The sequence below is a fragment of the Methylacidimicrobium sp. AP8 genome (assembly GCF_903064525.1).
Taxonomy (GTDB): domain Bacteria; phylum Verrucomicrobiota; class Verrucomicrobiia; order Methylacidiphilales; family Methylacidiphilaceae; genus Methylacidimicrobium.
The window spans coordinates 1,693,779-1,715,944 of record NZ_LR797830.1 but is presented as its reverse complement, the minus strand read 5'-3'; the positions used below and the strand labels follow the sequence as shown (position 1 = coordinate 1,715,944).

Sequence of the window (22,166 nt, the reverse complement as noted above, 5' to 3'; positions counted from 1 at the left end):
AAGTGATCTGACCGCTCGGGGTATTGGATTGTTCTTTCCTTTGGGGTTCTTGCCCTTGCCCCGGGCCAAGGGCAAAGTTCTGCTCTTCTTAAGCCGCCTTGGTTTGGTGTAGCTCCAGCGGCTTGCCCTCCGAGTCCTACCAGCCGACGATCCGGTGGCCGTACCGGACGCTGAGGTTGCCGTCGAGATGCTCACAGACCCGGACCCGGCATTTGGCCAAGCCGCTGCGCCAGCTTTGGGGCAAGATCTGGAGCTTCTTCCGCCCCCAGTGGACCGTGTTGTCGTTGCCGACGATTCGGTCGTCCTGAACGCAGAGGATCCCATCCAGGTCGGCTCCTCCGGCCGGGATAAAGGCGCTCTCCTCTTCCTTGGGCTTTACGGCCAGGGTGCGGTTATGCCAGGGAAGAAACTTCTTCCGGATGTACTCGTTGGCCGCTTCCAGGGTCTGAATGCCCGCGGCCTGGATCTCCCGCGGCAACCGCCCCTGCCAGGTGCCGAAGAAGCGCTCCATCCGTCCTCGGCCCTGTGGACAGTAGCTGGGAATGTGCTCGATGCCCAACTGCGCCAGCGCCCGGCCGACCTGCGTCAACTGCTCTCGGTCTACCCCTTTTCCCGCCTCGGGCGTGTGGAAAAAATGGCTGCCCCGGTCGGTGTAGAGGCTGCAAAAAAGCCCCTCTTTCTCAATGACGCTCCGTAAGCCCGAAAGGATCGCTTTGGTCCCTTCCTCCTCGCACAAAAAGGCCTCGTAGACTTCGCTGGTCGCATCGTCCACAAAGGCGATCAGATCCGGCTGCCATCCCAACCCCGGAATCCAATCATGAGTGCTCCCGTCCACATGCAAGAACATCCCCCGCATCGGCCTCCGCTTCCTCCGATCAAAAAGCCCGTCGTATCCCCAAATCCGGTACCGAGCGCGCCACCGCCGAAGGGTCCGAGAACTCCATCCCAAAATCTCCGCCGCATCCAACCAACTGATCCGCTTGGCCATCGCCCGCATGATCACCTCCTGAACTTTCCTGACTCGCCATCCTTCCGCTTCGCCAAAGCCGTCCATGCCCCCATCTCATGGACCCTCCAGCCCCCAATACCCAAGCGGTCACTTCACTTGTTCTCGCGGCGGTCACTTCACTTGCTTACGACACCCGAGCAAAATAGGCCTTGACTCATCCACCGGAATCGACTTGTTTAACTCGTCAATGGCCCGTAAGCTCGTATTACCCTTTACTTCGCCTATGTCTGTCGCGCCTGATCCCGAAGGGAATTCTCACTCGTCGCAGGCCGGTTCGATCCCTTCCGAGTCGGAGAAGGCGGCCGCCGCGCAGAAGAACGATGCAGAATCCGCAGCGGGGGAAGCCAAGCCGACTTGTTGGACCACTCACTTGTCCACCAAGGGGCAGGTCGTGATCCCCGAGCAGATCCGGAAAGACTTCGGCATGCGGCCGGGAGACGAGTTCGTGGTCGTTGCCCTTAACGACTTGATCTTCCTGAAACGGGTCTAGGCAGCAATCCGTATACGCGCTCTCTCGGCCGGGGAAGGGGAGGGGGAAACGGCTGCTGCTTCGAGGTGCAAATCCTCCGCCGGCCCAGGGAATCGAAAACGGCTACGGCCGATAAGCCTCCCGAGCGCCCGGCGGTGACAGCCGCCGAGGCTATCCTGCCAGCGCCGATGCGAAACCGACGCGGATCGTCGAAGGAAAACTGACCTATTTGGCTGACACGGGCAGCCGGGAGGCTGCGGATGGCGGCGAGGGAGGTCCGGCTAGGGAGGCGGCGGGGCATCGGGATTCGGGAGCGGGGCTCTACGGGGGCATCCGTCAGCTCCAGGTCCGGCCGGCTCCGGGGAAGCGGCGGAGCTCTGCGGGTTTTCCGTCTCTGTCGGCCCCACCGGGTAAAGAGCAGGGGCAAAGCCGAGCGGTTTGACGGCTATCCGCCATATCTCACCAATAGCGGGCATAGCGGAGGGCAAAAAAGCCGACAAAAGGGCATAGGAAAGGCCGTCTTTCCCTGGTATAAGTGCGTTAAGAAGACGTTACTACAACCAGAAAAAAGAAACGGCCTTCCATGACAGAGTGTAGCCAAGAGACTTTTGCGTTTACAGATCATTTTTCGCGACGGGTGGAAGCGGGATTTACCGCGGGTCGGATCTCCAGCGATGGGGGCGCAATTCTGTTGCGGGAAGCGGATCGGAAGATCGGTTTGTTAAGACGGTTAGAGGGTTGCTTCGTGGATCGACGCCATCCGAAACACATTGTGCATCGGGTACGGGAGATGCTTGCCCAGCGCATCTTCGGGATTGCGATGGGCTACGAAGACCTCGACGACCATGAGCAGTTGCGGACCGATCCGTTGGTTGCTCTCCTGAGCGGGAAAAGCGATCTGGAAGAGGATCTGGCGGGCAAGAGCACGCTCAACCGGCTGGAGCTGGTGGGTCGAAGCGAGCGCTACCACAAGATCGACTACTCGGCCGAAGCGATTGACCGTCTTCTGGTCGATCTCTACCTCCAATCGCATCCCCAGCCCCCTGAGGAGGTGGTGCTCGATCTGGATGCGACCGACATCCCCCTTTACGGACATCAGCCGGAGCGCTTCTTCCATGGTTACTACGACTCCTACTGCTATTTGCCGCTCTACATCTTTGCTGGCGATCAACTCCTTGGCGTCCGGCTTCGGCCATCGAACCAGGATGCGTCGGCGGGCTCCCTTACGGAGGTGAGCCGGATCGTGGAACAACTCCGTACCCGTTGGCCCGGAGTCCGGATCGTGCTCCGGGCCGATTCGGGCTTCTGCCGGGAAGAGATCATGGCTTGGTGCGAAGCCAATCAAGTCGACTACCTCTTCGGCTTGGCCCGCAACGAGCGCTTGTGCCGGACCATTCAGGGGTCGATGGAGCAAGCCCGTCGTCTGCACGAGTCGAGTGGCAAGCCGGCCCGCTTCTTTACCGAGTTTGCCTACCGCACCTTGAGCAGCTGGTCGAGGGAGCGCCGGGTGGTCGCCAAAGCCGAGTACCTGGAAAGAGGGGAGAATCCGCGCTTTGTCGTGACCTCTCTCTCCACCGAGGAGTGGCCCGCCCAAAACCTTTACGAGAAGCTCTACTGTGCTCGTGGCGACATGGAGAATCGGATTAAGGAACAACTCTACCTCTTTGCCGACCGGCTCTCGACCGCGCAAATGGCCAGCAACCAACTTCGCCTCTACTTCTCGGCTCTCGCTTACACCCTGGTGGAAGCGCTGCGACGGCTCGGTCTGCGAGGAACGGACTGGGCCGAGGCCCAGGTCGACACCCACCCTTCGGATCAAGCTCTTTAAGATCGGCACGCTGGTCCGCGTCAGCGTCCGCCGCGTCTTCCTCTCGATGAGCAGCGCCTATCCTTGGAAGAGCCTCTTTACCCACGTCTTCCGAGTGCTGCGTTGCTGAGCATCTGCCAAAACCGCAGATCTGTTCCTTCGGCAAAGCCTACGACCAGGCGGAGCCTTGCTCCACAACCGGCTTTTTGCGCTTTGCAGTGCTCGCGTTAAGGCAAATCGAATGAAAATCTTGCTCGATCCCGCCTCACGAAGAGCTCTGCGCGGGCGGAACTGCTCGCAAGCGACTCAACCGGCACCTCTCTCGCCCGAAAGCTCGTACTGGTGAGAAATGGCGGCTATCTCCAAGGAAGCGTCCTCAGGCCGCCGGCCGCGCGCACGGCGGCTTCCGGTCTTGTGCCGGATCCTGCCGCCGGCGATCCAAACGGTCGAGGACTTCGACTGGAACCATGCCGGAGGGGCGCCCGAGGCCCCGAATCCTCGAGTCGGCGAACCTGGCCTTGATCGGGCGCGCCGAAAACCTCCCCTTGCCCGGTCCCGGCGGGGCGGGCAAGACCCAAGAGGCGCTTCCTCTCGGCGGCCGACCCGACAGTCCAGTGGGGCCGGCGGCCGTGCTCGATCGGCTGCTGCACCATGCCCATATCGTCCGGATCGCCGGCGAAAGTTGCCGCCTCAAGGACAAGCGGAAAGCGGCATGGATGCCCGGAGGCGATCGAGGAAGCCCTTTTTCTCCCGCCGCTGGGCGCCGGCCCGCCGGCGGGAGGAGGCCTCGCGTCCTCGGCTGCGGCGGCCGGAACCCCCCCGTGTCCTCGACGGGTTGCGCCCGTTCCCCCTAATGCAAGCAGGTCGATTTTCGATCGGCGATTCCGGAAAAAGCGGGCCGGTTTTCCATCGGCGTTGACACTATCCCGCCGTTCCGAGCCATCGTGGCCCGGCGGACGAGACCGTCCGCCCGTTCCCCCGGACAAGAGGCGTCCGCATTCGGATTCGTGCCGGGGCGGAGGCCTCCTTTTCGGCTTGCCCGCGGAATGTCCTTCAGCGCCAAGCCGAGCGAAGTCAGGCCGCGGAAGCCGAACGGTTGATTCCCGCCGTCAGGACGTTCGCTAGCTCCCGAAGCTGGGACCACTCACGGCTCGAGGGAGGACGCAGCAGGCGAAGACAGACCGTCTCCTTGTCGGCGAGGACCAGAAACTGATCGCCTCTTTTGAGGCCGATCCGTTGGCAAACGGCTTCGGGAATCACGATCTGCCCTTTGACGCTCAGCCGGGTGGTGCCGGCAGTCCGCGCGCTCCGCTTCGACGAGGACGCTCTTCGCGCCCCCTTACGGGAATTAGCCTTGGCGGAGTTGTCGTGCAGAGCTGAAGTCATGGTAAGCACTTACTATGCCAATAGGGCATTGTCAACGGACTTTTCGTCACAAACTTGTCACAAAACGAAAAAAATCGAAGTGTGGCAACATGTAAGAAGCTGCATTCCGAGAGGCGCAGCGGCTTTCCTGCCCCGGGAGGGACGCTTTTGCGTTTTTGCGGGATTCCCGGTGCGGGGCGGCCGAGGAAGAAAAGCGGAAGAACGGTTTGAGGGCGCATGCTGCGGAGGGCTCGGCAGAGTCGGCGTCAGGGGCGGGCGGCCGCCTTCCGGGCGGCCAGCGCCCGGAGGGCTTCGCAAAGGGAGGATTCCGGATCGGCCCCGCAGGGGACCGCCAGGAGGGCGCCGTCGGCCAGCTCGGCAGGCGGCTCGTATCGCCCGTCGAGGAAGGCTAGGTCCTCCGCCCGCGCATCGGAGACGACATCCGGTCTGTCGGCGCGCGCGGAAAGCCGTTGCTTCCGCGCGTTTTCGCCGGCTTGTGCTTCGAGGAACAGGAGATCCGCTCCGGCCTGCCGGCAGAGTTCCCGGAGCCGTTCCCGATCGTCGCGCCGGGCAAAAGTGGCGTCGAGAAGGCAGCCGTGCTCCGTCCGCAGCGTCTCCCCGGCGCGCCGGAGCAGTTCCCGGTAGGTCCTCTCGGAGAACTCCGGGGAATAGAGCCAGGAGCGCACCTCTGCGCTCGGCCTCCCTTCGAGAGGGAGGCCGGCCAGCCCTTTGCGAATCGGGTCCGAGGCGAGCACGGGCCACCCGATGGCGCGTCCCAGCCCGCCGGCGAGGGTCGATTTGCCGGACCCGATTCGGCCCATGACTGCGAGGACAGCCGGTCGGAAACCGACCGTGGCGAACCGGAGGGCGAGCGCAAAGTAGCGCCGGGCGCGCCGCCGGCATGCTTCCTGGGCCTCGCCCGGGACCAACGGATCGCGGGCCGTCATCGATTCGACCTTCCCCCGCACGTAGGCTCGCTGGCAGCAGTAGAAATCCGAAAGCTTGAGCATATCCGGGTCGTCCAAGCAGCGGGCCAGTCGTTCGAGGAAGTAGCAGCAAAGGTCCACCCGCCCTTGGAAAGTGAGGTCCATCGCCAGGAAGGCGGCGTCGCTGGCGACATCCACCGAACGGAAGCGTTCGTTGAACTCGATCCGGTCGTAGATGCAGAGACTTTTCGGAGAAATGTGGATGTGCTCGAGGTGAAGGTCTCCGTGTCCGCTCTTGATCCAACCTTCCCGTATCCGCCGCTCGAAGAGCGCGGCCTGCCGCCGGTAGAACTCCTCGGTGAAAAATCGGAGCGTTTCCCAAGTCATCCGGTCGATCGTCCTGCCGATATCGACCTCGGTTTGCGCAAAGTTTTCATCGGAGGTGATCTTCAGCTTCTCGACCCGGCCCCAATCGAGCGTCGCCCGGTCGGGCTGCTGGCCGCTATAGAACGCCGCTAGCCGCTCGGCGATCCGGTCGAGTTCGGGTTCCCCGAACCGCCCCTGGAGCAGAAGACGCTTCGCGAAGAACTCCTCGGCAAGCCGGGCCATTTGTACGGCGTATTCCACCGGCTCTCCGTCACCGCCGAAGCGGAGCGAGCCCCTTTGCCGGACGATCGGGATCACACCCAGGTAGGCTTCGGAGCAGAGCTCCCGGTTCAAGGCGATTTCCTGCTCGCAGAAGTATTTCCGCTTTTCGAGGGTCGAGTAGTCGAGAAAGCCGAAGTTGACGGGTTTTTTGACCTTGTAGACGTAAGGGGGGACGACGAAGACATAGGAGGCATGGGTCTGAAGGAAGTCGACCCGCTCAGGATGGTGCGGATAGGAACGCGGATCGCGCAAGAAAGCGAGAAGCTCTTCCGGGGAGGCCGATGGGGGGATGGGGGCTTCGTGACTAGGCATGTATCGAAAGTTCCTGGTATGCTTGCCAGGAACTTGTAGCGGAAGATCGCCCGAATGGCAAAATCTAGCGGAAGCGCCGAGCAGCCTCCGGGGTTTCCGGAGGAAGCGCGGCGCGGTGACGCCCTCCTGGAGAAAGGGGCTTCGGGAGCGGCGCCAGAGGACTCGGGAAGATCCCTGATCCGGATCGCCGTGGATACCGGAGGGACCTTCACTGACTGCATCGCGCTTTGGGAAGGGCGGCTGCTTTGCTGGAAGCTCCCTTCGACGCCCCACGCTCCCGAAACCGCTCTTTTGGAGGGGATTCGCCGCCTGTTGGAAAACAAAAATCCCGACCGGATCGAGATCATTCATGGGACGACGGTCGGCACCAACGCGGTCCTGGAACGGAAAGGGGCGTGCACCGCTCTGCTGACGACCGAGGGCTTCGAGGATCTGCTCGAGATCGGGAGGCAGAACCGGCCGAAGCTCTATGACCTGGGCCCGTCCAAGCCCGCCCCTCTCGTCCCGGCCGAAAGGCGCTTTGGCGTCCCCGAGCGGGTGGGGCCCCGGGGCGAGATTCTTCGCCCGCTCGACGGCTCGGCCGTTTCGGCGATCGGGAAAACCCTGCGGGATGCGGGGGTGGAAAGCGTCGCAGTCGTCTACCTCTTTTCGTTTGCCAATCCTCGCCATGAAGAGGAGACGGGGAAGCTGCTCCGGCATCTGGAGCTGCCCATTTCCCTCTCCGCCCATGTGCTTCCGGAACACCGCGAATACGAGCGGATGTCGACGACCGTCCTCAATGCCTACATCGCTCCCGTGCTGCGCCGCTACCTGGGCCGCGCCGAAGAAGGGGTAGACTGGATGGCGACGAGAGGAGCGGACGGTACGCCTAGGTCGACTTCCCTCTGGGTGATGCGCTCGAACGGCGGTGCGCTTTCAGCGCGGGGTGCAGGGGAGCGGCCCATCGAGACGCTGCTTTCGGGGCCGGCGGCCGGGGCGGTCGCAGCCGCCGCTTGGGGACGCCTGGTCGGTTTCCCGCATATCATCGCTTTCGACATGGGCGGCACTTCGACCGATGTCTGCCTCGCCGGGGAGGATCCGCTCCCCGAGCGCGGCGGCAGCGTCGGCGGATACCCGATCGGGAGTCCGCTGCTTCCCATTCAGACGGTCGCGGCGGGGGGAGGCTCGATCGCCCGCGTCGACGCTGGCGGGGCCCTCCGGGTAGGTCCCGAAAGCGCGGGTGCGGATCCCGGTCCGGTCTGCTATGGCCGAGGGGAAGAGATCACCGTGACCGATGCGCACCTTTGCCTCGGACGGTTGGGATCCGCCGGCCTGCTGGGCGGAGAGATGCCCCTGGATGCCGACCGGGCCAGGGAATTCTTCGCTCGGTTCTGGCGGGATCGGATGGCGCCGCGCTGGAGTGCGTCGTCCGAAGAGGATCACCCGGTGGAGCGGCTGGCTCAAGGGATCCTCGATGTGATCAATGTCCGGATGGCTCGCGCTATCCAGCTCGTTGCTACGGAGAGCGGGCGGGATCCGCGCGATTTCAGCCTTCTGGCCTATGGGGGGGCCGGCGGCTTGCACGCCTGCGATCTGGCGGAAGCTTTGGAAATCCCGCAGGCCCTCGTCCCGCGGAATCCGGGACTTTTCTCCGCGCTTGGCGGCCTCTTCTCGGATTTTGTGAAGGAGTATGTCGAGACCCTGCTCTGTCCCCAGGAGCGGGCCGACGAAGAGGATCTGCGGAGGATCTTCGGCCGGCTGGCGGGCCGGGCGGAGGAAGAGTTGGATGCCGAGGGGTTTGGCCGGCGTGAACGCGCTCTCTCCTTTTTCGTCGACATGCGCTACGCGGGCCAAGGGCATGAGCTGATGGTCCCGTATTCCGAGGAATATGCCGGGCAGTTTCACCGGTTGCATGAGCTCCGGTTCGGTTATGCCGATTGGGGCAGAAAGACGGAGATCGTCGCGCTGCGGGTGCAGGCTCGGGGCATGCCCCGGAAGCCCGTCCTTGTCCCGGAGGAGGAAACGGGTCCCGAGCCCGGCAAGGATAGCCTGTTGTACGAGGCCCCTGTCTGGTTCGGGGGGCGTGTCGTTCCGACACGCTTTTACCGGAGGGAGCGGCTCCGTCCCGGAAACCGGATCGAAGGACCGGCGGTCATCCTGGAATATAGCGGGACCACGGTCGTCCCTCCTTCTTGGAAGGCGCACGTGGATCGATACGGCGGACTGCTTCTGACGCGCCGGGAAGAATAAGGCGGCGGCGCTAGCGGCCATTTCTCACAAGCTTTCTCCTACGGCTTGCAAAACGGGCTCGTCTGCTTCGCTCCCGCTTGGTTTTCCATCCTCGCAGTATGTCTTCATACAGCTCCGGTGGAAAACCTGCGCCCGCCTTGCACCCAAGCCCATTTGCGGCGCCTCGGCTACGAAATTTGTGAGAAATGGCCGCTAGAGGGCGATCCCGAGGGCCAAGTAGAGGCCGAGGAGGATGCCGGCGCCGGCCAGGCAAGCGCCGAGGATCGTGTCGAAGAGAACGAAGCTGTTTCTTTCCAATTCCGGGCTGTCGATCTGCCGGGCGTTGAGCCGGTATCGGAGGGCCGCCATCCCGATCATGACGGCGCCGAGGGTCAGGAAAGCGAGTCCGATCACCCGGGTAGCCGGCTCTTGGGTCGGCGGCTGGTTGAGCGCGAGGCGCAGATAGTTGAGGAAGAGGGTGAACTTCTCGAGCAGGAAGCCGAATGCCATCAGCCCGATGCTCGTGCGCACCCAGGCCAGAAACGTGCGTTCGTTCGCCGAGTGATCCCCGAAGTTTTTCTTCATCGGAAACCGCTTGCCGGGCCTCCTCATCCGCTGCGTTCCCGCAGCGGTCCGACACCGGGAAAGGGCGAAGTCGCGCGCTCGAAATGGGGTTAGAGGCGCTTCAGGAAGGCGGCCAGCCGTTCGACCCCTCGTTGCAGGCTTTCCATGTCGGTAGCATAGGAGAGGCGCACCGTGCGGTCGTCTCCGAACGCGATCCCGGGGACTGTCATGACCTTCTCTTCCTCGAGGAGGCGGTCGGCGAAATGGGAAGAGGAGAGCCCCGTCTCGCCGATCTCGAGCAGCAGATAGAACGTGCCCTGGGGGCGGAGGAAGTGGATCTTGGGGAGGGAGCCGAGCTGCGCCACCAGGTAATCCCGCCGCCTCCTGTACTCGTCGGTCATGGCCTGCACGCACTCCTGCGGGCCGCGATAGGCGGCGAGCGCGCCCTTCTGGGCGAATGAGGTTACGTTCGATGTCGAATGGCTCTGGATCGCTTCGACGGCCGCCGCGGCCCAGGGCGGCGAGGCGACATAACCGAGCCGCCATCCGGTCATCGCATAGGCCTTGCTGAAGCCGTTGACCGTGAAGGTGAGCGGGTAGAACGCGGCATCGAGGGAAGCCACGCTCCAGTGCTTGAGGCCGTCGAAGAGGATCTTCTCATAGACTTCGTCGGAGAGGATCAGGATGTCCTCTTCGGCGGCGACGCGGGCCAGGGCTTCGAGCTCCTCGCGCGTGTAGACCGACCCGGTGGGATTCCCCGGGCTGTTGAGGATGATGATCCGGGTCTTCGGCGTCATCGCGTCCGCAAACTCTTCCGGCGTGATCTTGAAGCCGTTCTCCAGCCGGGTGGGAACGATCACGGGCTCCCCGTCGGCGATCTTGACCATCTCCGGATAGCTCAACCAGTAGGGCGCCGGGATGATGACCTCGTCTCCGGGATCCAAGGTTGCCAGGAGGACATTGAGACAGGCATGTTTGGCGCCGCAGCTGACCGTGATCTGTCCAGGCTCGTAGGAAAGGTTATTGTCCGCCTTGAGCTTGTCCACGATCGCCTGCCGCAGCTCCGGAATGCCCGAGGAAGGAGTGTACTTGGTGAATCCGGCATCCAGAGATCCCATAGCCGCCGCCTTGATGAACTCCGGGGTGTCGAAGTCCGGCTCCCCCGATGCGAGGTTGATGACGTCCACGCCTTTGGCCCGGAGAGCCTTCGCCTTGCTTCCCAAGGAAAGGGTAAGAGATGGGGTGATGCGGGCGGCGCGAGAGGATGGTTCCATGGGACCCTTTCGGTTGATTGACGGATGGCGGTGCTGTCAGGCGCCGTAGTATTCGGCGACCAGAGAGGAAAAGTTGCTTTCTCCGGGGCGTAGGATCTGCATTTCCCGTTCGGCGCTCTCCTCCGAATCGGAAGCGTGCGCCGCATTGACCATGATATTCTGGCCGAATTCGCGGCGGATCGATCCCGGCGGCGCCTTGGCCGGATCGGTAGGCCCGAGGACCTCGCGGATCCGCCTTACGGCGTCGATCCCCTCGTAGACCAGGATGAGGCATTTCTCTTTTCCGGGAAGTCGGCGTTCCGCCTCCGAGCAGTCCTTGGGGTTATGGCCGGTCATGAACTGGATGATCAGATCGAACTGGTAATCGGCCGCTTTCGGTCCGAGCAGCCGCCCGAGCTGCTCCTTCAATTCGGCATCGACGGTGATGCCGAGGGCGGATTCAAGCAACTCTTTGGCTTTTTCCCCGGTCGGCCCGACCAGCTTCTCGCGCAGGACCGCCCGGACGGGGCCGTAGAACTCCTCCGCTTCGGCGACGCTCATCCGGTGAACCTTGATGGCTGTGATCGCGAGGCCCGTTTTCGAGAAAAGATCGATCACGTTGCCCGGTCTCCCCCCCGGAAACCGGATTGTGTCGGGCTTGAGGATCACCAGCGTTCGCTGGTGCCCGGGATCGTTGACGGTGGGGAGCGCCGCGGAGACGAGCCCCGCATCGGTTGCGGCGTATCGGCTCCAAAGCCGGAGCTTGGCCGCCGCTTCCTCTACCGTCGGAGCGGCCAGGACGGCCGGCTCGAAGTAGCGGACCGAGCCATCCCGGGCGAAGACCAGATCGGCGAAGGTGTCGCGGACCGTTTCCCCGCCTCTGCTCATCCGGCTGATGTTGCCCACCGCTTCGCGCGTGCGGGCGACTGCGTCTTCCCCCGCGAAGAGCAAGACCATGACTCGTCTCCGGAGCTTGGTCACCGGATCGGGAGCGTAATTTTCCAGGATGTAGTCTCGAATCAGCTGTTGGATCTGCCGGTCCTGGGGATCGTTTTCTGTCACGATCATCTTGGCGTACTCGCGGACCAGCTCATGGCTCGGGGCGAACATCGAGGCGCCCGCCAGCTCCAGGCCCGTTCGGGTGAGCAATCGGGAAATAATCGCGCCCGTGCGGGATTTCTGCAGCGAATAGGGGTTGATAATGACGTAGCTCAGTTCACGTGCCATAAGAGAGAAAAGGAAAGAGATTAGCGGCCTTCGGTCGAATGGACACCCTAAGCGGTCCCCGCTGGAGGCGTCAATGGGAATTTCACAGGGCCAAAGGCAGGCCCGGGTCGATGTCGGTGCCGAGCGAAGGGGGTATCCCGGCGGCGTGTTTCCAGGCCGCCGCCGCGGCGATCATCACGGCGTTGTCGGTGCAGAGGCCGGAGGGGGCGATTCGACAGCAAAGGCCCGCGTCGCGGCATCCCTCTTCCAGCATCTGCCGCAGCCTCCGGTTCGCCACGACGCCGCCGGATGCCGCCACGGTGCGGAAGCTGCGCTGCCGTGCGGCCTGAAGAGTCTTTTCGCAGAGAGTCCGGATAATCGACTCCTGGAGCGAGGCGGCCGCGTCCGCAAGGAAGCGGGGATCGGACCGCCTTTCGGCATGCTGCTCGAGAAAGTAGCGGACCGCCGTCTTGACCCCGCTGAAGCTGAAGCGGAGGTCGCCCTCTTCCGGAAACCCGCGGGGAAAGCGAAACGCCTTGGGGTCCCCCTGCCGTGCGAGCCGCTCGATCTCGGGTCCGCCGGGGTAAGGGAGGCCGAGGAGACGGGCGATCTTGTCGAGGGCTTCGCCGGCCGCATCGTCCGTGGTCGCGGATACGATCCGATAGCGGTTCCATCCCTCTACGGCGGCCAGAAGCGTGTGGCCCCCGCTGACGATCAGCCCAAGGAAAGGGAACGAGATCGGTCCGTCTCCCTCGAGAAAAGGCGAGAAGAGGTGGCCTTCCAGGTGGTTGATCCCGAAGACCGGCAGGTCGAGGGATGCCGCTAGCGCCCGGGCATAGGCGTTGCCGACGAGAAGGGACGAAGCGAGCCCCGGCCCCTGGGTGACGGCGATCCCCCGGAGGTCCTGCGGGCGGAGTCCCGCCTCCTCGAGAAGGCGCGTCACGAGCAGCGGCAGGTTGCGGGCATGCTCGCGAACCGCCAGCTCCGGAACGACCCCTCCGAAAGGTCGGTGCCGGTTGACCTGGCTGGTCAAAAGAGCGCCGACCACCCGTATCCGGCCGGCACGCTCCTCCACGAGGGCAACCCCCGTTTCGTCGCACGAGGTCTCGATGCCCAGCCAGAGAAAGTTTCCGTTTCCCGCGCGCGCGCCGCGATCGCCCGTCTTCACGAAGGCTCTTCGAGATGGTTGGACGGCCGGGCCGGAGGACGACCGAGGGATCCGGGCGGGGTGCGCGTTCCCTCTTCTTGCTTTCCTGCGTTCGGCCGATGAGCCCGGAACCAGGCGATGGTTTCCCGCAGCCCGGTTTCCAGATCGACTTTCGGGCGCCACCCGAGGACTTTTTGCGCCCGCGAAATATCCGGGCGGCGCTGCTTGGGATCGTCGACCGGGAGCGGCTTGTACTCCAACCGCTCGGGGATGTTCGCCAGCCGGCAGATGATCCGGGCGAACTCCAGGATGGATAGCTCGGTCGGATTTCCGATATTCACCGGGTCCGCCGTGGTCGACTGCGCTAGCACGAATATCCCCTCGATGAGGTCGGAACAGTAGCAGAAGCTGCGTGTCTGGGAACCGTCCCCGAAAATCGTGAGCGGCTTCCCCTCCAACGCCTGTCCGATAAAGGCGGGCACGACGCGGCCGTCGTGCAGCCGCATTCTCGGCCCATAGGTGTTAAAGATGCGGACGATATGGGTCCTTACCCCGTGAGTCCGGTGGTAGGCCATGGTGAGCGCTTCGGCGAACCGCTTGGCTTCGTCGTAGACGCCCCGGGGACCGATCGGGTTGACGTTGCCCCAATATTCCTCGTTCTGGGGATGGACCAGAGGGTCGCCGTAGATTTCCGAAGTGGAAGCCAGGAGAAAGGCCGCCCCTTTCGCCTTGGCTAGCCCCAAGGCGCGGTAGGTTCCCAGCGCCCCGGCCTTCAGGGTCTGGATCGGAAGATGGAGATAGTCGACGGGGCTCGCCGGGGAGGCGAGATGGAAGATCTGATCGACCTTTCCGGGAATGTCGAGATACTCCGTCACGTCTTGGACGAGGAGATGGAACCGGGGTTCTCCCTTAAGATGGGCTAGGTTGTTGGGATTTCCGGTCACAAAGTTATCGATCCCGAGGACCTCGTACCCGGCCTCGAGCAGCCGATCGACCAGATGGCTTCCCAAAAAACCCGCAGCTCCGGTGACGACCGCGAAGGGCATGACCGATGCACTCTAATGGGGTAGGAAACAAAGTGCAAACCACTCGCGCACGTCTTCCGCTCCTTCCGTGGCCGGCGGTGCGGCCTACCTATGCCGCCGGGCCCGGATCCTGACCGGAAGCGAGCCGGGCGAACGCCTGCAGCTCCGCATGCGTCCCTAACGCAATGAGTTCCTGGCCCGCTTCGAGGACGGTCTCCGCAGTGGGCCGAACCGCCAGCGTCCCGTCGGGCATCCGGCATCCGACGATCGTGACATGGAATCGGTTCCGCAGCTGGGCCTGTCCCAACGTCTGGCCGACCAAGCAGGAGCCGCTCCGGACGGGAATCTGTTCCAAAAAAAGCTCGACTCCGCCCACGTGCGCCACTTCCCAGAGGAAATCGGCGACCGCCGGTCGCACGAGGGAGGTGATGATGCGGTAGGCGGCGAGCTGGTAGGGGAGGACGACCCGATCGGCTCCGGCTTTCTTGAGCTTAAATTCGGACGCCTCGTCGAGAGCCCGTGCGACAATCGGCAATCCGGGACAGAGCAGGCGCGCGGTCAGGACGATCAGCAGGTTTTCCGCGTCGCTGCTTGCGCAAGCCACCAGTCCCTTCGCCTGCGAGATGCCCGCCGCCCGCAGGACCGCTTCGTCCGAGGCATCGCCTTCGATCGCCGGGATTTCCCGGCTCCGGAGGTGCGAAAGAGCCTCCGGATCGGAATCGATGACGACCACGCGCTGGCGCTGCTCGATCATCTCCTGGGTGACATGGCGTCCGACCCGGCCGAAACCACAGACCAGATAATGGTCCTTCATTCCTTTCAGCATTCGGGTTTGGCGTCGCGCTGCAAGGAAATCCCGCCATTCGACGGAAAAGAGATAGTTGAGCGCCCTTCCCGCGGCATAAGCCGCCAGGGCCCCTCCGCCGACAATCAGCCCGATGGTGAAGAGACGGCCCTGGGGCGAGAGGGGGTGGACCTCTTCGAAGCCGACGGTGCTCAGCGTGATGACGGTCATGTAGAGCGCGTCGAGCAGAGACATCCCTTCGATCCTCCGGTAGCCGAACGTGCCGGCGGCCACCAGAAGGAGCAGAACGATCAGCGCACCCAGAAAATGGCGAAAGGGGTGGCGGACGGCCGGCGGCAGGGGAGGCTGCCCCGGGGAGGCAGATGTCCGGGACGAGGCCATCGTCTAGGGCGAGTCGCCGCGGAAGAGGCCGACCGGGGCGCAGGGCGTCCGCGCCGGATCGCCTTCAGAGTACGGGTGCATCTCCCCAGAGGCGCTCGAGCTCATAGTACGCCCGCTCCTTTTCGAGGAAGAGGTGGATGAGCAGCGCCCCGTAATCGAGCACGACCCAGTGGCTGGCCGGAGAGCCTTGGAGCGACCGCGGATGGAGGCCGTGGGCCTTTTCGACCTCGCGCTCGACGGAAGCGGCCAGCGCTTTGAGCTGCGGGCGCGAAGCCGCGGAGCAGATCAGGAAGAAATCGGTGAAGGCCGAAAGCTTGCGGAGGTCGAGGATGACCGGCGCGATCGCTTTGCCTTCCAGGATGACGTCCCGGCAAAAGCGCGCCAAAGCCAACGCGTCTTCCGAAGAATCTTCCCTCATCCGGAAATCTTCTCGTAGAGATGCCGTTTGACAATATGGGCGGCTACCGGCCGAGGCACGAGATGGCCGATGGGAAGGCCGTGCTGCGCGCGCTCCCGGATCTCCGTGGAAGAAATATCGACGATGTGGGGAGAAGGGAGAAGCGCCATGCCGTTTTTCAGCGCAATCTCGATGTTTCCGGGCCGGGGAACGACCAGGAAGGTAAGGAGCTTGCACAGGCGAGGGTAATCCCGCCAGGAAGGAAGGCTCTTTGCTTGGTCCGAGCCGATGATCCAGAACAGTTCGGCCGAAGGGAACCGGCGGCGCATCTCCTCGGCGGTGTCCACGGAATACGAGGGCCCTCCGCGCGCCAGCTCGCAGTCCGAGGTAGAAAAGGAGGGCCATCCGCGGATGGCCTGCCGGATCATCGCCAGCCGCTCCTCTCCGGAGGCGACCGGAGGCTCGGACTTGTGCGGAGATAGGGCGCAGGGAATGAAGATGATCCGATCGAGGCGCATCTGCTCAAGAGCGTCCCAGGAGCTGACGAGATGGCCGTGGTGGATCGGGTCGAAGCTGCCGCCGAAGAGTCCGAGACGGAGGAGGGGAGGGTGTTTCTTGGCCATCGTGTCGCCGTCGCGTATCGATACTTGCTTTTGCTTTCGGGAATCTGTTAGCTTTTTTGACCGATTACGTCAAACGGGCCGTGGCGCAGCCTGGTAGCGCGCTTGCTTGGGGTGCAAGAGGTCGCGAGTTCAAATCTCGCCGGTCCGATGCGATCGGGCATCCGTTCGCCTTCCTATTCGAAGCGCGAAACGAGGAGAAAACCGCCGTCGGGTGTGGTCCTCGCCGATCCGGGCTCGCGGCGGAAGCCGCCCGTTCGGAACGAGCGGAGCCCGGCGTCCGGAAAGACGGTCGTCGCACGGAGCGGAGCGGCGGCAGACGAAGATGTCTCCCAAAGGGCGCGTCCGCGAAGGCGGCGTTCAACCGGCCTGTTTCTCGATCTCCCGCAGCACCTCCTCCGCGTGGCTTTCCGGGTTCACTTTCGGGTTGTGCCAGACGATCTTGCCGTGCCGAATGAGGAAGGATTGGCGGGTTGCATGGCCGTTCCTCTTGGCCACTCCGAAGGCATCGACGATCTTCCCTTCCGGATCGGCAAGTAGGGTGAAGGGGAGATGGTATTTTTCGGCGAACCGCTTCTGGGCCGTCGCGGGGTCCATGCTCACGCCGAAGACGCGGACTCCGAGATCGACGAATTTTTGGTAGGCGTCGCGCAGCCCGCAGGATTCCTTCGTGCATCCGGGCGTATCCGCCTTGGGATAAAAATAGAGAAGCACGGTTGCCTGCCGCGAGGCTTCCGCTAGGTCCACTTCGTTCCCGTCCTGATCCGTCGCCGTCACCGGCGGCACGGGCGCGCCCACGGGTAGGGGTGCTGTCGCTAAATTCGTATTCACGAAGGAATAAAATGCGAAAAAAGTGACGACACCAAGGACTTTCTTGCGGAAAAAGCCTCCTTCCGGGGCGGGCCGTCCGGGAGGAAGAAGGCTCCATTCTTGTTTTTCCGGCGGCCGGGCCCTGATATGCTGCCCGAAAGGAACTTTTCCTGTTTCGCGAAGACGGGGCGCGATTCCGCGCGTGCCGATGGGGCGGCCGGAAACCGGAAGGCGATGAAGAGGATCTTGCGCTGGACGGGGATCGGCTTTGTTCTCGGCATGCTGGCCGGGAGCATCTACGTCTTTGCGATCCGCGACGGCGCGTTTTTCTCCCCGTCCGGACGGGCGCCGGCTCGCGGCGAGCCGGCCCCGACCGCCGTGGCGGAAGGGGCCGTCCGCGAGTTCATCGGGTCGCTGCTGCCGGACGGAATGGTCTTGGCGCGCATAGAGCCGGCCTGGTTTCGCGAGCAGCCGGACGGCTCATTTTCCGCCGGCTATCGCCTCCGCTTCGTGTCGTCGGTCTCCTGGTTCCGCCTGCCGGTCGGACCGTTCCAGCCGCCGAAAGGGGCCGACGCCTTGCAGAGGAAGCTGGCTTCCTATCTGATCTTTTATCCCGATCTCGAGCCCGGCTCCTGCTACCGGGTGAACCGGCGGATGGCCGTCGCCACGAAAGGGAAGAGCATGGTCGTGCGTTGGGCCATCGAGCGGGCGGTCTATTCCGGGGGCCGGTGGAGCCTGGAAAAAGCCGGAGCGCTTCCGTTCGAGGAATGGGGCCGGGTATTTGCCGAAGATGAAGTGGCGGAAGTGGAGAAGGAAGAACGATCCGTCTGGGAGACGATGGTCCGCACCTTGGCGAGAATCCGGGAAGGGGGCTCCTTCCTTCCGCCGGAAGGAGGAGGGCGGAGGCTTGCGTCGCAGGAGCGAGCCGCCGCTTCCGGACCGCACCGCGATCTTTCGGGAGAAAGGGTGGCAAAGGCGCTGCCGGCCGCTCCGGTTCCGGCACCCGGGCCGGTGTTCTCCGGACCCGGCGGAGCCGGGAGTCCGCCTGCGGAGGGCGAGCCGCCGTCCGCCGGGGCGCGCAGCCCCTACGAGGAGTATGAGCGCCGGCTGAAGGCAGCGGCGGAGGAGCAGAGAGCCAAGCTTGCCGCGGAGCGGAAAAACGCTTCGGGCGCCGGTCCTTCCCCATCGGCGAAGTCCGGGCGGCGGAGCGCAAAGAACGATTGACGGAAGGGCTTCCGATCGGTTCCAATCCGGCCATGAAGGGGATAGCCGTAATCGCGGCCGGCCTTGCTTTCCTCTCGGGAGCTTCCGCGCTCTCGGCAGCCGATTCGGCGCCCGAAGGCAGCGCGCCCGGGAATCCTCCGAAGAGCTGGCAGGAGAAGCTGGCCGATCTGGTCAAGCGGGATTCCGATCTCAATCGGAAGATCGATCAGATCGACCAGGCGATCCGGCAAAAGCATGACGATCTCGCCCGGTCGCTCGCCAAGGAGCTGCACAACGAGCGATCGGCTTTCCATCGGGAGCTGCAGGAAGTGAAGGATTCGGTGCAATCCGGGATCCGGGATGCGGCCCGGTCCTTGGGAAAGGGAGCGGGTCAGCTGAAGGAGGAGGCGGCCAAGCTCCAAGACGCTCTGGAGCAAGCGAGCCGTTCCGGACAAGCCGCGCCCGCCGGGCCCTGAGCCGCCGTCTCGCGGGCTACCCGCCGGGGCGCGTCGCGAAAGCGCCCTCCGGCCTGGGAATCTGCGTGAGCTCCCACAGGAGCCAGCCGTACGCCTTTCGCGGATTTTTATCCTTGGGAAGCAGAATCGCTTTCTGCACGAGGTCGACCGCGCTGATCATCCAGGGAGACCAGATGAGCCTCCATCCTGCGGCTTGCAGGGACTGAACTTGCGCGGCCGCGTCCGGCGACTGGTCAAGGAGGGAGTCGATGGCCGGGCCCAGGCCGGTTTCCGCCCGGAGGAGCCTGCTCCTTCCGATCCGGCGGGCATTCGCGCCTGCCGGGGAAGAGGCCGCCGGCCTCCGGTAGAGGCTGCACTGCGCCAACTTCCGGGGGCCTTCGGAGCGGAAGCGGAAGACGATCGTGGCATCGGAGCCCTCCCAAACCAGGAAATCCGGGGCCGAGGCCTGCCAATACTTCCCGATCTCCCGCCATCCGGGCGGAATCGGCGGGTTGAGCCCGACGCGGGCTCCGGGGCGATAGCCTATAGCCTCGGAAGGCAGGACCTCGACCCGAGCCGGATCGAGGTCGAGAATGAGAAACGACGACCATCCTTCGTCGGCTCTCTCCGGCAGCCGGAGCTCCGTGCGTCGAATCCAGGGGCGGCTCGAACCGGAGGTTTCGTAGACCGCGATCCACCCGTTTCTTTCGATTCGCTGAAAGGGGGCTCCGACCATCGCTTGGAAACGCGCAACGGTTGCCGGCTGGATTCGGAGCGCGTCGTCGATCCAGGAAAAAACCTCACGAGCGTCCGCTCCTCGAACCGGGCTCTCCTGTGCGACGCCGATCCCGGCCGGCTCGGCTGCGAAGGCCGCGCGGCGTCCCGGCGGCAAGCCGCCCCAGCAGGCGAGAAGAATGAGCGCCGCCGCGGCGCCCGCAGGCCGCGGCCGCAAGAAGACGCGCGGGCGGAAGGCGAACGGTGCCTCGAGGCCTAGCATCAACGATGCCCTCCGCCGCCGTGAAACCCGCCGAAGCCGCCGAAGCCGCCGTGAAAGCCGCCCATTCCCCCGTGAAACCCTCCCGGCATGCCGTGAAATCCTCCGACTCCATGCATCCCTCCCGGACCGATCGTGGCTCCATGGAAAAGATGCGCGGATCCGCCGACCCCGTGGAACATGCCCCCGTGGGAAAGACCCGTGGCGCCGTGAAAGAGCCCGCCGTGAGCCAGGCCGGCGGCCCCGTGGAACGTGCCTCCATGCCCTAGCCCGGACGCGCCGTGAAAGACCCCGCCGCGGGGGAGTCCGGCGGCTCCATGGAAGCCTCCGGTCGGCGCCGGCGGCAATCCCGTGTGTCCTGCGAAGCCGGCTCCGGGGCCGCCCGACCGAAAGCCGTGGGCGTAGGCTGCCGAGCCTAAGTTGGCGCCGTGGAGAGACGCGGCGGTGACCGGATGGCCGGCGACATCATGAATCCCCGGGCTGAAGAGGTGCTGCGGATGCACGGCGGATTGGAAGCCGGAGCCCCCGTGCGCGACCGCGGCGGCGCCGTGGGCGCCGTGAGCCTCCGGGTGCAGCGGCCCCGGCGTGTGAGCCGGTCCGCGGCCCGGCGGGACCGAGCCGGCTCGGGGGTCGCGGTCGATGCCGTGTTGCGCCAGCCCATGGTGGGCGGGAGGGAAGTGTGACCCGGGGAGAGTTGCGCCGCCGCCTGGTGCTGGGCCGGATGCGCCGGTTGTTGCTTCGTGATCTGCTGCTGCTCGATGATCACTGGGAAAAACGGCCAAAAGCCCCAAAAACGGCCACCAGAGGCCGATGCCCCACCAGCCCCAGCCCCACATCCCCATTCCCCAATAGGGATAGCCTCCGTAGCCCCCGTAGGTGGTCTTCGCCTCGGTGTCGCCCACGAAGGAATCGCCGCCCCCCCCGCCGCCGTAGCCTCCGACGGGAGGGTTGGTGGCGGGAACGTCCGGAGGAGGCGCCGCCAGGTCCTCCGGCGAGTAGCCGGGTTGCTGTGCGGCGGCGTGCTCCCGGGCCGCCAGCATGGTCCATCGTTCCTCGAGGAGAGCAATGCGCTGGCGGGTCGCTTCGTCCCATTGGCGGTCCTCGTTGATCTCGGTCAGGAAGGCCCTCCAGGACGGTGCCGCCGAGCTAGGAAAAAGACTGTCGGAGGATGGGAGGCCGAGCTGGGCTGCGGCCTGATCCGCCTCCGCCTGGATCTGGTTGGCGAGGGCCGACGCCCGGTCCAGCAATTCGCGGAATCGTGCGGCGGCGGTCTGGAGAAGATCCGTAGGAATCCCTTGGGATTCGGTGGCGGCTTCTCCTTGGGCGAGCAGCTTCTCGAGCAGATGCTTTTGCTGGGTGAGCTCGCTGCGAAGGGCGTCCACCTGGGGGAGAGCCCGCGCGACGCGGGTCTGAAAGCCGGTAACGATCGCCTTGCGCTCCGCGGCGTTCCTCCATGCCGTCGCCGCCCAGTTTCCTGCCGCCGCCAGGAGGCACACGAAGACAAGCAGCGCCGTCCAGCCCTTCCAGCCAGACAACCGATTCATGAGAGTCACCCTACCGCCGGGCTAAATTAACCATTTCCCGGGGCTTGTGGCAAACAACCGGCCTCCGCGGGGAGGATCCTCTCCCGGCCCGCGTAGACGTTGAAGCGCTCTCCGCGGAGAAATCCGACCAGCGTGAGGGAAAACTCCCGGGCCAGGTGCACGGCCAGGCTGCTCGGGGCGGACACCGCGCAAAAGACCGGGAGCTCCGCCGCCAGCGCCTTCTGCAACAACTCGTAGCTGGCGCGCCCGCTCACCAGGACCAGACAGTGCGACAGGGGGAGCCGGCCCTGGAGCAGAGCCCATCCGACGAGCTTATCCATGGCATTGTGGCGGCCCACGTCCTCCCGCAAGGCGATCAGCTCGCCTTCCTTGCTGAACAGGCCAGCCGCGTGGAGGCCGCCCGTCGCGCGGAAGATCCCCTGGCGGGAGCCGAGCCGCTCCGGCAGAGCGGGCAGGAGCGAGGCGGGGATGCTCCAGGCGAAAGGGAGGGGGCGGCAGCCGCGATCGCGGAGCGCTTCCAGGGAAGCGCGTCCGCAAACCCCGCACGCGCTGGTGGTCAGGAAGTGGCGCTCGAGCCCGCCGAATTCCGGGAGTCGGTCGGCGGTCAGCTCGACCGTGACGACGTTGTAGTGCTGCGCCTCCTTCCTCCTCCGATCCACGCAGTAGGAGATCGAGCGGATCAATCGGGAATCGCGCACCACCCCTTCCCCGTAGAGGAAACCTGCGGCAAGCTCGAAATCCGCGCCGGGGGTGCGCATCGTGATGGCGACAATTCGCTCCTCCCCTCCGGCGCGAAGACGGATCTCCAAGGGTTCTTCCACGGCGACCGTATCCGTGCGGAGCACAACGCTCGCCTTTTCCCAAGTCCACAGCTCGACGTTCGATTTGCCCCCGGGCCGGATCGCCATGCAGCCACTATACGCCCGCCCGGAGAAGAGGGGCAACGGAGAGAAGGAGCGGAGGGCCGATCGGCGGAGGGGGCCGCGAAACGCTTTTCTTCGCCTCCGAGGACTTCTAT

At 64.6% G+C, this 22,166-nt stretch carries 20 protein-coding genes, 1 tRNA gene and 1 pseudogene; 7 read left to right on the top strand and 15 right to left on the bottom strand.

What is annotated here, in order from left to right; all coding sequences use genetic code 11:
* Positions 1-136: 136 nt before the first annotated feature.
* Complete coding sequence (locus tag MTHMO_RS07975) at positions 137-1,054, bottom strand: ISNCY family transposase (protein WP_202214301.1); 918 nt, start codon at positions 1,052-1,054, stop codon at positions 137-139.
* A 178-nt stretch (positions 1,055-1,232) separates the two neighbouring features.
* Here MTHMO_RS07975 and MTHMO_RS07970 point away from each other — a divergent pair, with 178 nt between their 5' ends.
* The 3 genes and pseudogenes from MTHMO_RS07970 to MTHMO_RS11150 all read left to right on the top strand — a co-directional run bounded on the left by MTHMO_RS07970 (position 1,233) and on the right by MTHMO_RS11150 (position 4,139).
* A complete protein-coding gene (locus MTHMO_RS07970) occupies positions 1,233-1,499 on the top strand; it encodes an AbrB/MazE/SpoVT family DNA-binding domain-containing protein (protein ID WP_202214300.1) in 267 nt (88 codons plus the stop codon).
* Between the two features lie 562 nt (positions 1,500-2,061).
* Positions 2,062-3,415 (top strand): annotated as a pseudogene (locus tag MTHMO_RS07965) (IS1380 family transposase).
* A 337-nt stretch (positions 3,416-3,752) separates the two neighbouring features.
* Complete coding sequence (locus tag MTHMO_RS11150) at positions 3,753-4,139, top strand: ATP-binding protein (RefSeq protein WP_305061168.1); 387 nt, start codon at positions 3,753-3,755, stop codon at positions 4,137-4,139.
* A 220-nt stretch (positions 4,140-4,359) separates the two neighbouring features.
* Here MTHMO_RS11150 and MTHMO_RS07955 read toward each other — a convergent pair whose 3' ends face one another.
* Together MTHMO_RS07955 and MTHMO_RS07950 are read right to left on the bottom strand one after the other, a co-directional pair.
* Positions 4,360-4,671, bottom strand: a complete 312-nt coding sequence (locus MTHMO_RS07955; RefSeq protein WP_202214299.1) for an AbrB/MazE/SpoVT family DNA-binding domain-containing protein — start codon at positions 4,669-4,671, stop codon at positions 4,360-4,362.
* 245 nt (positions 4,672-4,916) lie between these two features.
* Complete coding sequence (locus MTHMO_RS07950; protein ID WP_202214298.1) at positions 4,917-6,536, bottom strand: AAA family ATPase; 1,620 nt, start codon at positions 6,534-6,536, stop codon at positions 4,917-4,919.
* A gap of 54 nt (positions 6,537-6,590) precedes the next feature.
* Here MTHMO_RS07950 and MTHMO_RS07945 point away from each other — a divergent pair, with 54 nt between their 5' ends.
* Positions 6,591-8,765: a hydantoinase/oxoprolinase family protein gene (locus tag MTHMO_RS07945; RefSeq protein WP_202214297.1), complete on the top strand. Its 2,175-nt coding sequence runs from the start codon at positions 6,591-6,593 to the stop codon at positions 8,763-8,765.
* Between the two features lie 192 nt (positions 8,766-8,957).
* Here the strand turns inward: MTHMO_RS07945 and MTHMO_RS07940 are convergent, their stop codons facing one another.
* The 8 genes from MTHMO_RS07940 to nadD all read right to left on the bottom strand — a co-directional run bounded on the left by MTHMO_RS07940 (position 8,958) and on the right by nadD (position 16,145).
* The gene (locus tag MTHMO_RS07940; RefSeq protein ID WP_202214296.1) at positions 8,958-9,329 is read right to left on the bottom strand and encodes a YidH family protein; all 372 of its coding nucleotides are present in this window, start codon (positions 9,327-9,329) and stop codon (positions 8,958-8,960) included.
* Positions 9,330-9,418: 89 nt separating this feature from the next.
* Positions 9,419-10,582, bottom strand: coding sequence for a pyridoxal phosphate-dependent aminotransferase (locus MTHMO_RS07935; RefSeq protein ID WP_202214295.1), 1,164 nt, complete (start codon positions 10,580-10,582; stop codon positions 9,419-9,421).
* 36 nt (positions 10,583-10,618) lie between these two features.
* Positions 10,619-11,788, bottom strand: coding sequence for a nucleoside-diphosphate kinase (locus tag MTHMO_RS07930; RefSeq protein WP_202214294.1), 1,170 nt, complete (start codon positions 11,786-11,788; stop codon positions 10,619-10,621).
* 82 nt (positions 11,789-11,870) lie between these two features.
* Positions 11,871-12,935: a tRNA (adenosine(37)-N6)-threonylcarbamoyltransferase complex transferase subunit TsaD gene (gene tsaD / locus MTHMO_RS07925; RefSeq protein WP_202214293.1), complete on the bottom strand. Its 1,065-nt coding sequence runs from the start codon at positions 12,933-12,935 to the stop codon at positions 11,871-11,873.
* Positions 12,932-13,960 (bottom strand): UDP-glucuronic acid decarboxylase family protein, encoded by a 1,029-nt coding sequence (locus tag MTHMO_RS07920; RefSeq protein WP_202214292.1) that lies wholly within the window; start codon positions 13,958-13,960, stop codon positions 12,932-12,934. The genes tsaD and MTHMO_RS07920 overlap by 4 nt, the downstream gene beginning before the upstream one ends.
* Before the next feature lie 88 nt (positions 13,961-14,048).
* Positions 14,049-15,125, bottom strand: a complete 1,077-nt coding sequence (locus MTHMO_RS07915; protein ID WP_202214291.1) for a TrkA family potassium uptake protein — start codon at positions 15,123-15,125, stop codon at positions 14,049-14,051.
* A gap of 64 nt (positions 15,126-15,189) precedes the next feature.
* On the bottom strand, positions 15,190-15,543 hold the full coding sequence (gene rsfS, locus MTHMO_RS07910) for a ribosome silencing factor (RefSeq protein ID WP_202214290.1): 354 nt from the start codon (positions 15,541-15,543) through the stop codon (positions 15,190-15,192).
* Entirely contained in the window at positions 15,540-16,145 is a 606-nt protein-coding gene (gene nadD / locus MTHMO_RS07905; RefSeq protein WP_202214289.1) for a nicotinate-nucleotide adenylyltransferase, read from the bottom strand. Before nadD ends, rsfS begins: the two co-directional genes overlap by 4 nt.
* 74 nt (positions 16,146-16,219) lie before the next feature.
* Here nadD and MTHMO_RS07900 point away from each other — a divergent pair.
* Positions 16,220-16,293 (top strand) — tRNA-Pro (locus tag MTHMO_RS07900).
* A gap of 209 nt (positions 16,294-16,502) precedes the next feature.
* Here MTHMO_RS07900 and MTHMO_RS07895 read toward each other — a convergent pair.
* The gene (locus tag MTHMO_RS07895; RefSeq protein ID WP_237394845.1) at positions 16,503-16,940 is read right to left on the bottom strand and encodes a peroxiredoxin; all 438 of its coding nucleotides are present in this window, start codon (positions 16,938-16,940) and stop codon (positions 16,503-16,505) included.
* Between the two features lie 246 nt (positions 16,941-17,186).
* Between MTHMO_RS07895 and MTHMO_RS07890 the strand changes: the two genes are divergently transcribed.
* Together MTHMO_RS07890 and MTHMO_RS07885 are read left to right on the top strand one after the other, a co-directional pair.
* Positions 17,187-18,176: a hypothetical protein gene (locus tag MTHMO_RS07890; RefSeq protein ID WP_202214287.1), complete on the top strand. Its 990-nt coding sequence runs from the start codon at positions 17,187-17,189 to the stop codon at positions 18,174-18,176.
* A gap of 32 nt (positions 18,177-18,208) precedes the next feature.
* Positions 18,209-18,631 carry a hypothetical protein gene (locus MTHMO_RS07885; protein WP_202214286.1) on the top strand — a complete coding sequence of 141 codons (423 nt, stop codon included), beginning with the start codon at positions 18,209-18,211 and terminating at the stop codon, positions 18,629-18,631.
* Between the two features lie 16 nt (positions 18,632-18,647).
* Here the strand turns inward: MTHMO_RS07885 and MTHMO_RS07880 are convergent, their stop codons facing one another.
* From MTHMO_RS07880 to fdhD, 3 genes are read right to left on the bottom strand one after another with little or no spacing between them, the layout of a single operon-like run.
* Positions 18,648-19,607, bottom strand: coding sequence for a hypothetical protein (locus tag MTHMO_RS07880; RefSeq protein ID WP_202214285.1), 960 nt, complete (start codon positions 19,605-19,607; stop codon positions 18,648-18,650).
* On the bottom strand, positions 19,607-21,148 hold the full coding sequence (locus MTHMO_RS07875; protein ID WP_202214284.1) for a hypothetical protein: 1,542 nt from the start codon (positions 21,146-21,148) through the stop codon (positions 19,607-19,609). Before MTHMO_RS07875 ends, MTHMO_RS07880 begins: the two co-directional genes overlap by 1 nt.
* Before the next feature lie 26 nt (positions 21,149-21,174).
* A complete protein-coding gene (fdhD, locus tag MTHMO_RS07870; protein ID WP_202214283.1) occupies positions 21,175-22,056 on the bottom strand; it encodes a formate dehydrogenase accessory sulfurtransferase FdhD in 882 nt (293 codons plus the stop codon).
* Positions 22,057-22,166 lie beyond the last annotated feature (110 nt).

What these genes read in the sequence shown, in the direction of transcription:
- MTHMO_RS07950 (WP_202214298.1), bottom strand. Translation starts at nt 6,536, where the DNA reads ATGCCTAGTCACGAAGCCCCCATCCCCCCATCGGCCTCCCCGGAAGAG.
- MTHMO_RS07890 (WP_202214287.1), top strand. Translation starts at nt 17,187, where the DNA reads ATGAAGAGGATCTTGCGCTGGACGGGGATCGGCTTTGTTCTCGGCATG.
- MTHMO_RS07975 (WP_202214301.1), bottom strand. Translation starts at nt 1,054, where the DNA reads ATGGACGGCTTTGGCGAAGCGGAAGGATGGCGAGTCAGGAAAGTTCAG.
- MTHMO_RS07875 (WP_202214284.1), bottom strand. Translation starts at nt 21,148, where the DNA reads ATGAATCGGTTGTCTGGCTGGAAGGGCTGGACGGCGCTGCTTGTCTTC.
- nadD (WP_202214289.1), bottom strand. Translation starts at nt 16,145, where the DNA reads ATGGCCAAGAAACACCCTCCCCTCCTCCGTCTCGGACTCTTCGGCGGC.
- MTHMO_RS07940 (WP_202214296.1), bottom strand. Translation starts at nt 9,329, where the DNA reads ATGAAGAAAAACTTCGGGGATCACTCGGCGAACGAACGCACGTTTCTG.
- MTHMO_RS07970 (WP_202214300.1), top strand. Translation starts at nt 1,233, where the DNA reads ATGTCTGTCGCGCCTGATCCCGAAGGGAATTCTCACTCGTCGCAGGCC.
- MTHMO_RS11150 (WP_305061168.1), top strand. Translation starts at nt 3,753, where the DNA reads ATGCCGGAGGGGCGCCCGAGGCCCCGAATCCTCGAGTCGGCGAACCTG.
- MTHMO_RS07935 (WP_202214295.1), bottom strand. Translation starts at nt 10,582, where the DNA reads ATGGAACCATCCTCTCGCGCCGCCCGCATCACCCCATCTCTTACCCTT.
- MTHMO_RS07955 (WP_202214299.1), bottom strand. Translation starts at nt 4,671, where the DNA reads ATGACTTCAGCTCTGCACGACAACTCCGCCAAGGCTAATTCCCGTAAG.
- MTHMO_RS07930 (WP_202214294.1), bottom strand. Translation starts at nt 11,788, where the DNA reads ATGGCACGTGAACTGAGCTACGTCATTATCAACCCCTATTCGCTGCAG.
- fdhD (WP_202214283.1), bottom strand. Translation starts at nt 22,056, where the DNA reads ATGGCGATCCGGCCCGGGGGCAAATCGAACGTCGAGCTGTGGACTTGG.
- MTHMO_RS07945 (WP_202214297.1), top strand. Translation starts at nt 6,591, where the DNA reads ATGGCAAAATCTAGCGGAAGCGCCGAGCAGCCTCCGGGGTTTCCGGAG.
- MTHMO_RS07920 (WP_202214292.1), bottom strand. Translation starts at nt 13,960, where the DNA reads ATGCCCTTCGCGGTCGTCACCGGAGCTGCGGGTTTTTTGGGAAGCCAT.
- MTHMO_RS07880 (WP_202214285.1), bottom strand. Translation starts at nt 19,607, where the DNA reads ATGCTAGGCCTCGAGGCACCGTTCGCCTTCCGCCCGCGCGTCTTCTTG.
- MTHMO_RS07915 (WP_202214291.1), bottom strand. Translation starts at nt 15,125, where the DNA reads ATGGCCTCGTCCCGGACATCTGCCTCCCCGGGGCAGCCTCCCCTGCCG.
- MTHMO_RS07885 (WP_202214286.1), top strand. Translation starts at nt 18,209, where the DNA reads ATGAAGGGGATAGCCGTAATCGCGGCCGGCCTTGCTTTCCTCTCGGGA.
- rsfS (WP_202214290.1), bottom strand. Translation starts at nt 15,543, where the DNA reads ATGAGGGAAGATTCTTCGGAAGACGCGTTGGCTTTGGCGCGCTTTTGC.